The sequence below is a fragment of the Roseateles sp. GW823-FHT07B05 genome (assembly GCF_058794515.1).
In genome coordinates, this window is record NZ_JBXAGX010000017.1 from 1 (window position 1) to 13,646 (window position 13,646).

15 protein-coding genes are annotated in these 13,646 nt (G+C 64.8%); 11 read left to right on the forward strand and 4 right to left on the reverse strand.

Going from position 1 to position 13,646, the window contains the following annotated elements; translation table 11 throughout:
• Positions 1-70: 70 nt before the first annotated feature.
• Both AC1Q7O_RS24265 and AC1Q7O_RS24270 read right to left on the reverse strand, forming a co-directional pair.
• The gene (locus AC1Q7O_RS24265; RefSeq protein WP_492662599.1) at positions 71-343 is read right to left on the reverse strand and encodes a hypothetical protein; all 273 of its coding nucleotides are present in this window, start codon (positions 341-343) and stop codon (positions 71-73) included.
• Positions 344-352: 9 nt separating this feature from the next.
• Positions 353-1,324 (reverse strand): hypothetical protein, encoded by a 972-nt coding sequence (locus AC1Q7O_RS24270; RefSeq protein ID WP_492662598.1) that lies wholly within the window; start codon positions 1,322-1,324, stop codon positions 353-355.
• Positions 1,325-2,040: 716 nt separating this feature from the next.
• Between AC1Q7O_RS24270 and AC1Q7O_RS24275 the strand changes: the two genes are divergently transcribed.
• From AC1Q7O_RS24275 to AC1Q7O_RS24310, 8 genes are all read left to right on the forward strand, one after another.
• A complete protein-coding gene (locus tag AC1Q7O_RS24275) occupies positions 2,041-2,889 on the forward strand; it encodes a hypothetical protein (protein WP_492662597.1) in 849 nt (282 codons plus the stop codon).
• Positions 2,890-2,927: 38 nt separating this feature from the next.
• On the forward strand, positions 2,928-3,683 hold the full coding sequence (locus AC1Q7O_RS24280) for a hypothetical protein (RefSeq protein ID WP_492662596.1): 756 nt from the start codon (positions 2,928-2,930) through the stop codon (positions 3,681-3,683).
• Positions 3,684-3,898: 215 nt separating this feature from the next.
• A complete protein-coding gene (locus tag AC1Q7O_RS24285; protein ID WP_492662595.1) occupies positions 3,899-4,777 on the forward strand; it encodes a hypothetical protein in 879 nt (292 codons plus the stop codon).
• Positions 4,778-5,184: 407 nt separating this feature from the next.
• Positions 5,185-5,553, forward strand: coding sequence for a helix-turn-helix domain-containing protein (locus tag AC1Q7O_RS24290; RefSeq protein ID WP_492662594.1), 369 nt, complete (start codon positions 5,185-5,187; stop codon positions 5,551-5,553).
• Positions 5,553-6,875 carry a type II toxin-antitoxin system HipA family toxin gene (locus tag AC1Q7O_RS24295; protein WP_492662593.1) on the forward strand — a complete coding sequence of 441 codons (1,323 nt, stop codon included), beginning with the start codon at positions 5,553-5,555 and terminating at the stop codon, positions 6,873-6,875. Before AC1Q7O_RS24290 ends, AC1Q7O_RS24295 begins: the two co-directional genes overlap by 1 nt.
• Before the next feature lie 369 nt (positions 6,876-7,244).
• Positions 7,245-7,502: a PEP-CTERM sorting domain-containing protein gene (locus AC1Q7O_RS24300; protein WP_492662592.1), complete on the forward strand. Its 258-nt coding sequence runs from the start codon at positions 7,245-7,247 to the stop codon at positions 7,500-7,502.
• Between the two features lie 152 nt (positions 7,503-7,654).
• Positions 7,655-8,503 carry a PEP-CTERM sorting domain-containing protein gene (locus AC1Q7O_RS24305; protein ID WP_492662591.1) on the forward strand — a complete coding sequence of 283 codons (849 nt, stop codon included), beginning with the start codon at positions 7,655-7,657 and terminating at the stop codon, positions 8,501-8,503.
• Between the two features lie 175 nt (positions 8,504-8,678).
• On the forward strand, positions 8,679-9,443 hold the full coding sequence (locus tag AC1Q7O_RS24310; protein WP_492662590.1) for a SapC family protein: 765 nt from the start codon (positions 8,679-8,681) through the stop codon (positions 9,441-9,443).
• Between the two features lie 90 nt (positions 9,444-9,533).
• Here AC1Q7O_RS24310 and AC1Q7O_RS24315 read toward each other — a convergent pair whose 3' ends face one another.
• Positions 9,534-9,935 carry a response regulator gene (locus AC1Q7O_RS24315; RefSeq protein ID WP_492662589.1) on the reverse strand — a complete coding sequence of 134 codons (402 nt, stop codon included), beginning with the start codon at positions 9,933-9,935 and terminating at the stop codon, positions 9,534-9,536.
• 162 nt (positions 9,936-10,097) lie between these two features.
• Here AC1Q7O_RS24315 and AC1Q7O_RS24320 point away from each other — a divergent pair, with 162 nt between their 5' ends.
• The 3 genes from AC1Q7O_RS24320 to AC1Q7O_RS24330 are packed head-to-tail and all read left to right on the forward strand — an operon-like array spanning position 10,098 to position 13,001.
• Complete coding sequence (locus AC1Q7O_RS24320; RefSeq protein ID WP_492662588.1) at positions 10,098-11,699, forward strand: methyl-accepting chemotaxis protein; 1,602 nt, start codon at positions 10,098-10,100, stop codon at positions 11,697-11,699.
• A complete protein-coding gene (locus AC1Q7O_RS24325; RefSeq protein ID WP_492662587.1) occupies positions 11,696-12,382 on the forward strand; it encodes a sensor histidine kinase in 687 nt (228 codons plus the stop codon). Before AC1Q7O_RS24320 ends, AC1Q7O_RS24325 begins: the two co-directional genes overlap by 4 nt.
• Positions 12,360-13,001 (forward strand): response regulator, encoded by a 642-nt coding sequence (locus tag AC1Q7O_RS24330; RefSeq protein ID WP_492662586.1) that lies wholly within the window; start codon positions 12,360-12,362, stop codon positions 12,999-13,001. The genes AC1Q7O_RS24325 and AC1Q7O_RS24330 overlap by 23 nt, the downstream gene beginning before the upstream one ends.
• 75 nt (positions 13,002-13,076) lie before the next feature.
• Here AC1Q7O_RS24330 and AC1Q7O_RS24335 read toward each other — a convergent pair whose 3' ends face one another.
• Positions 13,077-13,607 carry a hypothetical protein gene (locus AC1Q7O_RS24335; RefSeq protein WP_492662585.1) on the reverse strand — a complete coding sequence of 177 codons (531 nt, stop codon included), beginning with the start codon at positions 13,605-13,607 and terminating at the stop codon, positions 13,077-13,079.
• Positions 13,608-13,646 lie beyond the last annotated feature (39 nt).

Genomic DNA, 13,646 nt, shown 5'->3' on the forward strand with positions numbered 1-13,646 from the left:
GGCTCCCTCGGGTAGCCTTCAGGAGTGGGTCAGTATTGGACGAGCACCCTGGGTCAGTCGGTCGCGAGCGTCAACACAACAACTGCTGCTCGCCGACGTCCAGAGACCTAAAGCGCTCCATCGTAGAGTTGTCTGCGACGGGTGCCGAGCGAACTTTGGTCATGAACTGACTCACCGTCTGCAGTTCCTGCGGGGACTTCGCAAACCACTGCTTGAGCTGGTACTTCAGACTGGGGAGCACCCAAACCTCGTTGGGGGGGCACCTCAGGAACTGCAGGAATTCAAGAAGCAGATCACAGCACGCGAGCTTGCGCACCACATCGGTGTCCGACAGGATGATCATCGAGTCGAACTAAGCCTTGGCTTTAGTGGCGGCCTTTAGCAAATCCAACTGATCATCCGAAAACAAGCTCTCATCAATCGACTTGAAGAATGCAGCATTGATGACCGGACCACCCTGCGATGGACCGTCCAACATGCCGAGAGCCTTGTTTTGTAGCCCGTACAGCTTATGGCCATAGCAGTAATTCGCGATGATGTGGCCGGGATCTACTTGATTCTTCTCCCCCGTGCTAACCGCTCCTGCGCAAAGCGACTCTGCGGCCATCTTTCGACCGGCCGTGTATCGCTCAATCTTCCCGTTCAGTAGGCGGATTGCGTAGCCGTCGGCCTCCATCTCCTTCTCGTCAGCATCCGCATCGGTTTCGGTGCCGCCGATCTTGTCGTCTGCAACGATGCCATCGGACGACAAATGGCCCATGGCGATGTGCCCAATCTCATGCGCCAAATAGAAGAGCAGCAGCGACGGATGGCCTTTCTTGCACAAGACGATGGCGTACTTGCCTTCCTCCCGCACAACGATTCCGCTCATCTTCTTGCCTGGTAAGTTTTCGACGTGCAGGACCGGGATGCCCGCAGACACACACCACTCCAGCAGTGCCTCAAGGTTGACGCAGGTGTGTCGCTGCAAGATAGTGCTGCGCAACCGAAGCGGGTCCGCGAATGGCACCACCTGCTCAAAAGCCGAGCCGCAAAGTGCGAGCCGTGCAATACCGGTCACATAGTTCGCGCTGACGACGACACTGTTCTCAGGGACGTTGCGGTTCAGCTTGAACTTGCGCTCAGTGACGCGAAAGCGCGCCACTTCAGCACTAGCCGCAAGGCTTTGAATCTCGATGTTGAATGCGCGCGCGAAGTACAACTGAGCCTGCTGTAGACCCGCCGGATCGGAAGCAATCTCGTCATCCCACCAGGCCGGCAGAGCGCGCTTGGCGAAATTGGGATGAATACCGACCGAATCGAGCTTCGACAAGAGGTCACGCATCGGTGCAGATGGGTTCGGCATGTTCGGTCGTTCTCCCTTGCGTTGGGAGGAGGCCCGCCCTAGTAACATCAATATTGTAAGCGGCGAACTTCTGGCTCTGGTCGGCAGCTAGTTGCCTCTGCCAAGCATGCTGCAGCCCGTCCGTCAGCTGCAGCGCGAGCGTATCTACAACTGTCGTCAGAAGCCACATTCACCCGGATGGACGCGTTGGCGCGATGCAACGCCGACCAGAAGGTGCCTGCACTGTGGGTCTGGGCCGGACGCTGCAGCTTGGCGGCGACCGCGTGCGCCGGGTTATCCAGGCGGTGCTCTACACGAACAGCGTCCCGCCAGGAGTCGATGTCGCAGAGTCGCGCGCTCAGGAAGCTCACCCCGTCGGATGCCAAGTTCGATTAACCACCGCAGGATGAGCTAGTTCGTGTTGTTGGACGAGCCTGAGCAGACAATGCATATCTGCATTGACCAGACGGAAGTCACTGTAGCTGAGACAGCGTCGCGGTGCGACGACCCGGCCCCAAATTCGGCTCACTGCCTCTTCGACCACGGCGACCCACTGCACCCCCAGTAACGCGCGCCCTGGGAAGCAGTGGGCCTTACACACACTCGTCCCGCCTTCTATTGGGGACTCTTTCGATTCCACAATAGGGGGCGGTCCGTGGAGTTGCTCGTTAGCGGCCTCTGCTCACTTACCGAAACTCTATCACGAAGATTTTGCCATGACATCCTTGCTTCTCTGGTTTGCCGCAGACAAGAAGAAGGAGGTCGGGTTCTTGCCGGCTTCTATTTACATCGCGAGTGACAGTCGAATCACATGGGCTAACGGAGCCCGGCAGCACGGAAAAAAGCTGTTTGCATCGACGGTCTATCCGGATGTGTTTGCATTTTCCGGAGACCGCTTCTTTGCCGCACTAATGTTAGGTCAGATTGTGAGCGCGATTGACAGCGGTTATCTTTTTGAAACTCGCGATAGTGCAATAACAAAAATGGATAAGGTCTTGCAGGTAATCAGGATGGCCTGGGACACTTATCCGGAAACACAAAAATCAAAAACTCAAATTATCCATGCATCTAGGGACGGCGAAGGTGTGGGATGCTCCTTTTTCTATCAAGAGCACTGGCTGTCTACCGGTAAGAATGGAGTAATCAGCTCCACACCTCTAAGTGCACCCACAGGCGAAATATCGAAACCTCTTCTCTTTGGCGGCACAGGCGGCGGCAACGTCGAAAGGAGTATCGAAAACTGGAACCGGCGATTCAAGAGTCGCCATACGAGTCGCGCAATGTTTGCCTCTTTTTGCCAAGCTATCCGCTCAGACGCTGACCAGTCAAGTGGCGGAGCACCTCAGCTAGTTGGCCTCTACAGAATCGGCGCGGGCCGCGCGTTTGGAGTCATATGGGACAACGAGCGCTATTTCGACGGACAGCGCACTCTGCTCAAAGCCAAGAAGGACGGCGTTGCTTGGCGCAATGACACCTTCGAATCTATGGATCAATCCAAAAAGAAGATATTGCCTGGAACTGGCCGTCACATCCCAGAATATGACATCGCAGGATCAAGTAGTTAGTTCAAATCCTCGCGCTCTAACCCTTTGCAAAATAGAATATGCCCAATCCCAAAATAAAAATGAGTTCGGCCGAGCTTCTGCGTCATCTCAAGAAGAGAATGGGGGTTGTATCTGACACTGATCTCGCGGATCTGCTTGGAATACGTCCGGCTTCGTTGAGCCATTGGCGAAAAGAGACAACATCGCTAACACCTCTGCAGGTGGCAAATGCGCTTTCCAAAGCTCACATCGCCGCGAAATCACATATTCACGCCAATGCGGTCCGACCAATCGTCGAATTCTTCCCCATTGATTGCGTGCCCGTGGGAAGACTAGAAAAAAATTTGGCAGTGTTTCCAACAACAGCACAGTCGGGCAAACATTATGCTGGCTTACATAAGGCATTAATCGCTGCCAAATCTGGTCTTTATATATTTTACGATAGCCGGGGATGTGCGCTGTACGCCGGCCAGACAAAAAAACAGAACATATGGAAGGAGATGAATTTAGCTTTTAACCGTAGCCGCAGCGCACAGGTTATGACGCTAGTTCGCCATCCGGAGAGGGACGTCGAATTCAAGTCAGCCCACCTTAAAGTTCGACAACCAACCGATACAAAGCTGAAGCTATACGATTTGGCTGCCTATTTCAGCGCGTACGAAATTCTTCCCGAACTGGTTGACGATCTCGAAGCGCTGCTCGTCCGCGCTTTTCCCAATGATCTGTTGAATCTCAAGATGGAGAAATTTGGCAAGGCAGCACGAAAGGTGTCGAGGGGAGCAGTCGCAATCAAATCCACACCCAGAAGGCGTTGAATCGGCTAGCTGTTCGTGCACGAAAACTCTGAACTGCCTCGCAGGCACCAGAGCAAACTCCGCGCAGCCGTGCGCCTGCTATAAAGATTAGGCGGGAAATCTTATTCCGGTCGGATCGCAACTGCCGTAAGGGACGCCGAGCCATCCAGGCGCCAAACTGCGATACCTTGAGCGCCCCAGGCCGACCCAATTCGCCACCCCATGACAAGGCACCCATGCCCCAACGATCCAACCCGTTCCAGCGACTGGCCTTGTTCGTGCATAAGGCGCTTGAGCCGGAGTGGACGGTTGCCGAGTCGGCGATGCTGACGGATTCGGTGACTGGCCAGCAACGCGAAGTCGACATCATCGCCAGCAGGGCTGTCGCCGGCCACCAGGTGATGCTTTCCATCGAGTGCCGCGACCACCGTCGCGCCGCTGACGTTCAGTGGGTCGAGTCAGCGGCAACGAAGCACGCGCACCTCCCGACTTCGAAGCTGGTCCTCTGGTCGCGCAATGGCTTCACCAAGCAGGCGGTGGCCAAGGCGAAGGCGCTGAAGATCGATACAGTTTCTCAGGCCAACGCGACGAGCCCTATCTGGGCCCGCCTGGCGCGAGACCTTGTTGGCGGCTACGTGGACTATGTTGTGCCTTCATACAGCGCTTTCGTCGACCTCATGCTGCCCGAGGGAAGAGTTGAACGCTTCGACAGCGTGGCCGGCTGGAATTTCCTTGACGCCGACGGCGTCTTGGTCGGGTCGATCGCTTCGTTCATGCAAAGCGTCGCCCACCATCCCGATACACGCAAAACGTTCCTGGACCACGCCCCTTCCGGTCAAGGCGACTTCTACGTGGAGCTGGAGCCGCCGGCGCCCTGGTTTGCCGATCACCCGACACTCGGTCGCTGCCAAACACACCGCATCGGGTTAAGCGTTACAACCCAGCGAGAACGTGCCTCGCTGAAGACGTCGTCTGCCATAGAAGGCGACAAAGTTCTGACGCTGGCATCGGCCACCCTGAAGCGCGGCACCCTTGAAGTTGTGCTCGAGGAGTCCAAAGACCACCGCGCTGGAACCACAGTGAAGGTGATGTTACTGACCGAGCAAACCTCATAAATCCGTAACCCGCTGTCAGGACTGAACTTTCCGCTGTTGACACCAGAAAGGTCAACACAAGCGCGCTAAAAAGTACCTACAGGACGTTTGTCAACAAAAGGCCCGCAGCCCAATGGCTGCGGGCCTTTTGCTTGTTCACGCGCTTCCTTGCTGGGTCTGAGCGACGCCAAGGCGTGATTCAACGTCCTGTTGCATGGAGGGCGATCTCCGCCACGCGGCAGATTTGGGCAGAGCCATCAACAGCTCCAAGCAGCAATTGGCGTAGAGCGCCATGGTCCATGGCGACGATCGCCGCTGGGGCGCGGCTCTTTCCCCATCAGGCAGTCCATCGCCGAGTTGCCTATCGGCCCTGCTGACCGTGCAAATAGAATTTCACGGAAATAGTGATTTAGCTATATTCTATTTGCATGCCCAAACCTGCCCGCGCCATCCAACAGCTGCCGCCATCCACCATCGCTGCGCTCGACAAGCTCGGTGCAGATCTGGCTGTGGCCCGGCTGCGTCGCAAAGAGTCGCTGAAGACCTGGGCCAAGCGCATGGGCGTGACGGTGCCGACACTGCTGCGCCTCGAGTCTGGCGACCCGACCGTCAGCCTGGGCATCGTCGCATCGGCGCTCTGGCTGCTCCAACGCGACGGCGAACTCGGGAACCTAGCAGCGCCAGAGTTCGATCGAGGCGCGATCGAAATGGATGTCCGGACTGCGGTCGATTTGGGAAAGGCCCGTGCCCAGGCATCCGCTGACGCTCGACTCCACAAGCAGAGCAAGACTGGCTGATGCGCCACGACACGCTCTACCTCTGGTACCTCGCTGATCCGGCCGCGCCGCGATATGTGGGTGTCCTGCAGCTGGTCGCCGCCGGAAAGGGCGTTTCTCTGCGCTACGGCCAGGAATGGCTCAAAGAAGGGTTCCCTCTGAGCGAGGACCTGCCGCTCATCGATACCGAGCACATGCCTCTGGGCCGCCTGGCAGGTGACGCACGGGCCGTCGGCGCGGTCGATGACGCGCGCCCTGATCGCTGGGGCGAAAAAGTCATCCGCTTCGTGAACAAGCCGAAGCGAGCCTCCCTGATGGAGTACCTGTACTACGCCGGTGATGAGCGCTTTGGCGCTCTCGGCGTGTCCACGTCCGAGACTGCCTACAGCCCGCGGGCCGGCGGCCCTCTACCGCGCCTGGCCAACGCCCAGGAGCTCAGCGAAGTCGTGGCCAAGATCGAGGCTGCAGAACCTCTGTCCGATCTCGAGGCCCGGATCATCGCCGGTGGCGGCAGCCCGCTTGGTGGCGCCAAACCCAAGGCACTAATCGAGATTGATGGACAGGAATGGGTCATCAAGTTCTTCAACAACGAGCCCGTCGACACACCGTTGATCGAGCATGCGTCGATGACGCTTGCCCGAAAAGCGGGCATCACCACGGCCGAGACCCAGCTCATCAGGCTCCAGGGCGGCAACGCTGTGGCGGTGCGCCGCTTCGACCGCACCCCTGGCGCCAGAATCCACAGCATCTCCGCGGGCACGGCGATTCGTGCAGCAACGGCACGCGGCGCCGAGCCAGAGATGGGCTACCCGGCCCTCGCGCGCATCCTTCGCCGCACGGGCGTCTCGATGAACGACACCCACTTGCGAGACGCGCGCGAGCTTTTCCGGCGCATGGTGTTCAACATCCTCATCGACAACACGGACGACCACGAGAAGAACCATGCCCTCTTGGTGGTCAGCCCTCGCGAAAACGGACGACTGAAGCTAGCGCCGGCCTATGACGTCCTGCCGACGAACTCTGGCCAGGGCTTCCAGGAGTTCATCTGTGGCGCCGCGGGGCAGGAGTCGACGCTCACGAACGCGATGTCCCAGTGCGACGCTTTCGGACTGGCGGCAACGGAAGCAGCCCAAGAGATCGCGCATGTCATCCGCATGGTCGGCCGCTGGCGGGAGCACTTCGCCGCGGTTGGCGTCACCGACCGCGACATCGAAAGGCTGGCTGAGCGAATCGATGCCGACGAATTGCGGTTGCAGCGGGAAAGCTTCGATCCGTCGACATACGACGTGGCCGCGGCCAAGCCTAGGCGTGCCAGTCCATTTTCCAAGACAGGGCGGCGTTGAAATCGGATGGCTCTGGCGCGCCTGTGACGTCAACAAGGAATCCATAAAACCGAGACTCCTCTACGCCCCAAGAAGAGTACTGTTGCAAACGCCCGGCTTCTCATAGACCGAGCGGCGCTGTGCGTCACGGGCCTTTTTGCTGGGCGGCTGTTGCCCGCGCAACAGCCCGACGTGCAACGGCCCGCACCATCCGCAGTCTCCGCGCCCCACGCCGGGGCGGCCCGCGCCGGGGCCGCTGCGGGGCGCGCCCTCTTCCACCCGGCGCTCCCGGGAGCGGCCACCCATTCACGGGGTGCCCGCCGGCGGCTGGCATGGAAGCAGCTTGTTGCACTGCACAAGCTCATCAAGGCCCACCGGAAGGAGGAATCCATGCGTGCGAAGACCCTTGCTGCCCTGGCCGCCGCCGCCCTGCTCGGCAGCGCCGCGGCGTCTGCCACGGTGCTGACGACGGCGCCGGACACCGCGACGTTCGGCGGCGTGTCGGCCGCCGCCGCGGCGAATACCACCCCGGCCCCAAAGCCCGCCGGCGCCCGGCTGCCGGCACCGGTGCCGGAACCCGAGACCTATGCGCTCATCCTCGCCGGCCTGCTGTTCGTGGGCCTGCGCATGCGCGCCCAGCGCCCGTGACCCGGTCCGCTTCGGGCGGGCCTCAGCCCCCCGAAGCGGGGAGAAACTCAGTAGAAACCCCCGATCTGAAGGGGGCCGCGTGACGGAATTGGCAGGGATCTGCCCTATCCTGCCGCGCTCACAAAATCAACAGGTTTTATAGGGGGGATCCCATGCGAATTCACACCATTCTGACGTCGGCCCTGACCGCCGCCTCGCTGCTGGCCGCCGCCGGCGCCTCCGCCGCAGTCGTCACGACCACGCCGGGCACGCCCACGTTCAACGGCGTGACGGCGGCCGGCACGGCCACCACGTCGTCGGGGACGAACACCATCGTCACGAACACGACCTACGCGTCCACGTCCACCACCACGACCGAGAAGGACGTCGTCACCGCGCCCACGGCCACCAGCGCCGGCCAAGCCTATGTGTACGACGTGACCACGGTCAACACCAAGCGCACCGACACGCTGGGCTCGTTCGATGCCTTCTCCTGGTCGCAGAACCTGAACGGCAACACGGCCGGCAACGAGTTCGTGACCTTCAGCGCGACGCTGAACGCCACGCAGGCCATCAACGCGCAGCTGAGCCTGTCCAGCTTCGGCAGCTACACGGCCCTCACGTCGCCGTTCGGCACCAGCGTGCCGGCCCTGCCGTCGTTCTACGTGCGCGCCGGTGGCAGCACCGCCTGGACGCTGCTGGGCACCAACAGCAGCACCAGCACCGACAGCAACAACTTCTCCAGCAGCGCCTACTGGTCGCTGGGCCTGGACGCCGGCACACCCAAGACCTTCGAGGTGGCCGTGCTGGCCGGCGCCAACGTCGACCTGAGCGGCTTCACCGTCAACGTGATCTCCAGCCTGTACGGCATCAACACGCAGGTCACCGACCTGGCCCCCACCGTGACGCGCACGCTGGTGGGCGCCGAGCTGCTGGCCCCGGTGCCGGAACCCGAGACCTACGCGCTGTTCGCCGCCGGCCTGCTGTTCGTCGTCTCGCGGCTGCGCAACCAGCGCCGCTGAGCCAGGCCCTCGCGGCATCTCCAGCAGACGAGGCCCGGGGCGTTCCCCCGGGCCTTTTTCATGGTCGCTCCGGCAGGCGGGCGCGCGCGGCGTCTCCCACGAACGGGGGACGGCTGCCGCGCGCAGCGGCACGGTTTCAGCAGAATCGCGGCTCCACCGCAGCCCGTGCCACCCCATGAAGACCCTGCTCATCTACGACGACCTCGTGGCCCTGAACCGCGACCAGCACCGCGCGCTGAAGCTGGCGCCGCCGGTCCAGCCCTTCGCGTTCGCGCGCGGCACCAACTCCGTGCTGATCGCTGGCAGCGAGCTGCCGCTGGCCGCGCTGGACTTCCCCTGCGTGTTCGTCGAGGCCGCCGACGGCCACAGCCTGGCGGCGCTGGTGGGCCTGCGTGACCACGAGAACCTGTTCGTGCAGCCCGACGGCGGCTGGGCGCGCGGCGCCTACCTGCCGGCGTTCTTCCGCCGCTACCCGTTCGTGCTGGCGGAGGCCGACGTCGACGCCAGCTTCACCGTCTGCCTGGACCGTGCCTGCCCGGGGCTGAACGCCGACAAGGGCGAGGCGCTGTTCGACGCCGAAGGTCGCGAAACGCCGTGGCTGGAGGAGATCAAGCGCTTCCTGCTCAGCTTCCGCCAGGAGATGGCCGCCAGCCGCGAGTTCGCCAACCACCTGGCCGCGTTGGAGCTGCTGCAGGACGGCGTCATCGAGTACACGCTGGACGGCCAGAAGAGCACGCTGCGCGGCTTCAAGACCGTCAACGAGGCCAAGCTGCGCGCGCTGGACGGCGCCACGCTGCAGGACCTGGCGGCCCGCGGCTGGCTGGGCTGGGTGTACGCCCACCTGCTGTCGGTGCAGCAGGTGCAGCGCCTGGCGCTGCGGCTGGACGAGCGCCGCGCCCAGGACGCCGCCGAGCGCGAAGCCGCACCCGCGACGCATTGACCACCCCTCGCCCAGCTCCGCCCCGCTGAACGCGGGCTATCTGGTCGGTCCCCCGAGGGGACGGCGATGCCTCGTGCAGCGCGAGGGCGCTCATGCGTGCCCCTGCGCCAGCGCCGCCAGGCGCAGCTGCGCCTGCACCCGCGCCAGCAGCACCAGCGGGCGCAGCGGCAGGCCCAGGCAGTCGCCGGCGCCCAGCGCCAGCGCCAGCTCCTCGTCGCCGCCGGCGACGAACAGCACCGGGATGGCGCGCGTGGCGGCGTAGTCCTGCAGCCGGCTCAGCAGGCCCAGGCCGGGCTGCTCGGCCACGGTGTCGGCCAGCAGGATGAGCCGCGGCACCGGCTCGCCGCGGGCCAGGCGCAGCAGCACCGCGGCCGACGGCGCGCTGCGCACGCGGTAGCCGGCCTCGCGCAGCAGCGGGCCCGCGGCCTCGGCGGCGGCACCGGCCAACAGCACCAACGGCGCGTCGGGTTCGAAGGAGGAAGACGAGGACATGCCGCCATCTTGGTGGCGCCACGCCGCGGCCGCCAGGGGGGCGCCGGGGGTGTCGGGCCGCCCCGACAGCAGCAGACAAGAATCCCCTACACGCGGCGCATGGCGCGGCCGCGGACAAAAGCGGACAGTCGGGCCATGGCCAGAAACAACAGGAGGTGAGCCATGCGCGACAACGGCCCCGTCACCCAGCAGGAGTACGAGATCAGCGCAGACGCGCCGCTCGTCTCCACGACCGACCTGCAGAGCCGCATCACCTACTGCAACCCGGCCTTCGTCGCTGCCAGCGGCTTCGAGCGCGACGAGTTGCTGGGCCAGCCCCACAACATGATCCGCCACCCGGACATGCCGGCCGAGGCCTTCCGCGACATGTGGGCCACGCTCAAGGACGGCGAGCCCTGGACGGCGCTGGTGAAGAACCGCCGCAAGGATGGTGGCTTCTACTGGGTGCGCGCCAACGTCACGCCGGTGCGCGACGCGACGGGCATCAGCGGCTTCATGTCGGTGCGCACCAAGCCCAGCCGTGACGAGATCGCGAGCGCCGAGGCGCTGTACGCACGGATGCGCGAGGAGCACCGCGCCGCCGGCGGCGGCAAAGCGCCGAAGCTCGCGACCCGGCTGCACAAGGGCGCGCTGCGGCGCTCGGGCCTGGCCGGCCTCAGCGGCTGGCTGGGGCGCCACACGTCGCTGTTGACGGAAGGCGGCGCGCTCGTCGCGGCCGGCGCCGCGGCGGGAGGGCTCGCACTGGCCGGCGTGTCGGCGCTGGCGCTGCCCCCCGCAGTGGCCGTGGCCGGCGCGACGCTGTTGACCACGCTGCCGCTGCTGGGCTGGCTGCGCACACGCGCCAGCCGCGGCCTCATCGAGGCGGCGCTGGCCGCCGAGCGCCTGGCCTCGGGCGACCTGACGCAGCAGCTGCAGTCCCGCCGCGGCGACGCGCAGGGCCGACTCATGCGCGCGCTGTCGCAGCTCAACGTGAACCTGCAGGCCGTGGTGGGCGACGTGCGCCGCGAGGTGGACGGCGTGAACCTGGCCTGCAGCGAGATCGCCGCCGGCGGCCGCGACCTGGGCGAGCGCACCGAGCAGCAGGCCGGCAGCCTGCAGCAGGCCGCCGCCGCGCTGGAAGAAGTGGCCGCCACCGTCAGGCACACCGCCGACGGCGCCTTCCAGGCCCGCGACCTGGCCAAGGACACCGCCGCCGCCGCGCGCAACACCGGCCACACCAGCCTGGAGGCCGGCCAGCGCATGGACGCCGTGCGCGAGGCCACCACGCGCATCAACGAGATCGTCACCGTCATCGACGGCATCTCGTTCCAGACCAACATCCTGGCGCTGAACGCCGCCGTCGAGGCCGCCCGCGCGGGCGACGCGGGCCGCGGCTTCGCCGTCGTCGCCAGCGAGGTGCGTACGCTGGCCGGCCGCACCCGCGAGGCCGCGCAGGAGATCAAGCGCCTGGCCGAAGACTCGCGCAGCCGTGTCGAGGAGGGGGTGCGCATCGTGGCCGACACCGGCCGCTCGGCCAAGCAAGCCGAGACCGCCGTCGACCAGATGAACGAACTCATCGGCCGCATCAGCGTGGCCGTGCAGCAGCAGAGCGGCGGCATCGGCGAAGTGAACGGCAGCGTGGCCAGCATCGACGGCATCACGCAGCAGAACTCGGCGCTGGTGGAGCAGCTGTCGGCGTCGGCCATGTCGCTGGCCAGCCGCGCCGAGCTGGTGACGCAGTCGGTGCGCGTGTTCCGCCTGACCGGAGCCGCGCGCACCGCATGACCTCGCCGGCCGGCTCCACGCCCGACGAGCTGGCGCGGCTCAGCCGCCGCCTGCTCGACCAGGAACGCCAGACCAGCCGCCGCCTGGCCCACACGCTGCACGACGAGCTGGGCCAGACGCTGGCCGCGCTGCGCCTGCACTGGGAGGCCTACCGCGGCGCCGCAACGCCACAGCGTGGCGACATGGACGAGCGCATCGCCAGCCTCGTCGTGCTGGCCAACCGGCAGGTGCGCGCCATGCTCGCCGAGCTCAGCCCGCCGCTACTGGACGAACTGGGCCTGGCCGCCGCGCTGGACAACGAGATCCGCCAGCAGCGCGGCGGCAGCGGCGAGCCGCGCGTGTCGCTGAGGGTGGCCGGCACCGCGCAGCTGCAACGCTGGCCCGCCGACGTGGAGTACGCCGCCTTCATGGTTGCCCGCGAGGCGCTGCAGGCCGCGCTGCGCCAGGCCGGCACCGGCGCCATCCACGTCAACCTGGACGGCGACGACGGCCTGCTGGAACTGCAGGTGACGGGCGACGGCAGCGGCAGCACGCCCGCGGCCGACGCGCTGGGCCCCGTGGGCATGCGCGAGCGCGCGCTGGCCATCGGGGCCAGCCTGCACGTTGACGACCGCGCGGGCCATGGCAGCATCGTGTCCCTCACCTGGATGCCCCCTGCCGATGAGCCGCCTCTACCTGATTGACGACCACGCCATCATGCGCGACGGCCTGCGCGTCGTGCTCGAAGCCGCCGGCCACCAGGTCGTCGGCGAGGCCGCCGGCCCCACGCCCGCGCTGGCCGAGCTGGGCCGGCTGATGCCCGACGTCGTGCTGCTGGACCTGCGGCTGGGCCAGCGTTCGGGCTTCGAGCTGCTGGACGAACTGCGCCGCCGCGAGCTGAAGCTGCGCGTCATCGTGCTGACGATGTCCGACCAGCCCCGCCACGTCGCCGAGGCGCTGCGGCTGGGCGCCTACGGCTACCTGCTCAAGGGCTCGGCCAGCGCCGAGGTGCTGCAGGCCGTGAAGACGGTGGCGGAAGGCGGCCGCTTCCTGAGCCCGCAGGCGGCAGAGTTCGCCGCCGCGGCGCTGACCGAGAGCGAGTCACGCCAGGGCGGCGACGCGCTGTCGCCGCGCGAACGGCAGATCCTGCTGCTGGTCGCGCAGGGCGCCACCAGCAACGCCATCGGCGAGGCACTGCACCTGTCGCCGAAGTCCGTGGACACCTACCGCAGCCGGCTGATGAAGAAGCTGGGCATTAACGACATCGCCGGGCTGGTGAAGTGGGCGATCCGGGAAGGGTTGGTCGAGCTGGATGACGGTTGACGGCGAACGACCCTGCTGAGCCGACGTTGCCTGCCTCAAGCCGCTTGCCGGGAAGCGGTCGCCCGACGTTCGCGCTCAGCGGGCGGCAACGGCGTCTGCTGCAGCAAACGGTTGAACGGCAGTGTGCCGAATCTGGCGCTGTGAAAAGCCGCTGCTGCCGACCAGGCGCGGAAACTGACTGCCATCAAGCGCATGGCGCAGCCGCTCGCAAACGGCTTGCTGAGAAGCGCCGATCTGGATCTCACAGGCATTGAAGTAAGACCAAATGCGTCCAGCAACTTCGCCGATCCTGCTGCCCGAGCACCTGATGAACAACTCGATCAAGTCCAGCTGATCCGTCGGATCGTTGTAGGTGTCGATGGCTACTGCGTTGCCGTCGCTGTTGGCCCAGTCAAATACATGAACATCACCGCGGCCAGCACGAGCGAAGTCACTGAAATAGGCATTGGCAAGCGGCACAAGGTCGACACAGGCCCCCAGCGCCTCAAAAACGGCCTGCAGCTTCGGATGATTCGCCTCCGGCTCATCGGAAACTGACGACCACGTCATCAGGTCGCTCATCGAAACGACCAAACGAAACTCGGCACTGACGATCAGCGTCTTCAAGTTGCAGTTCAACGTCGGCGCTCAGCGGGCGGCGAAGCC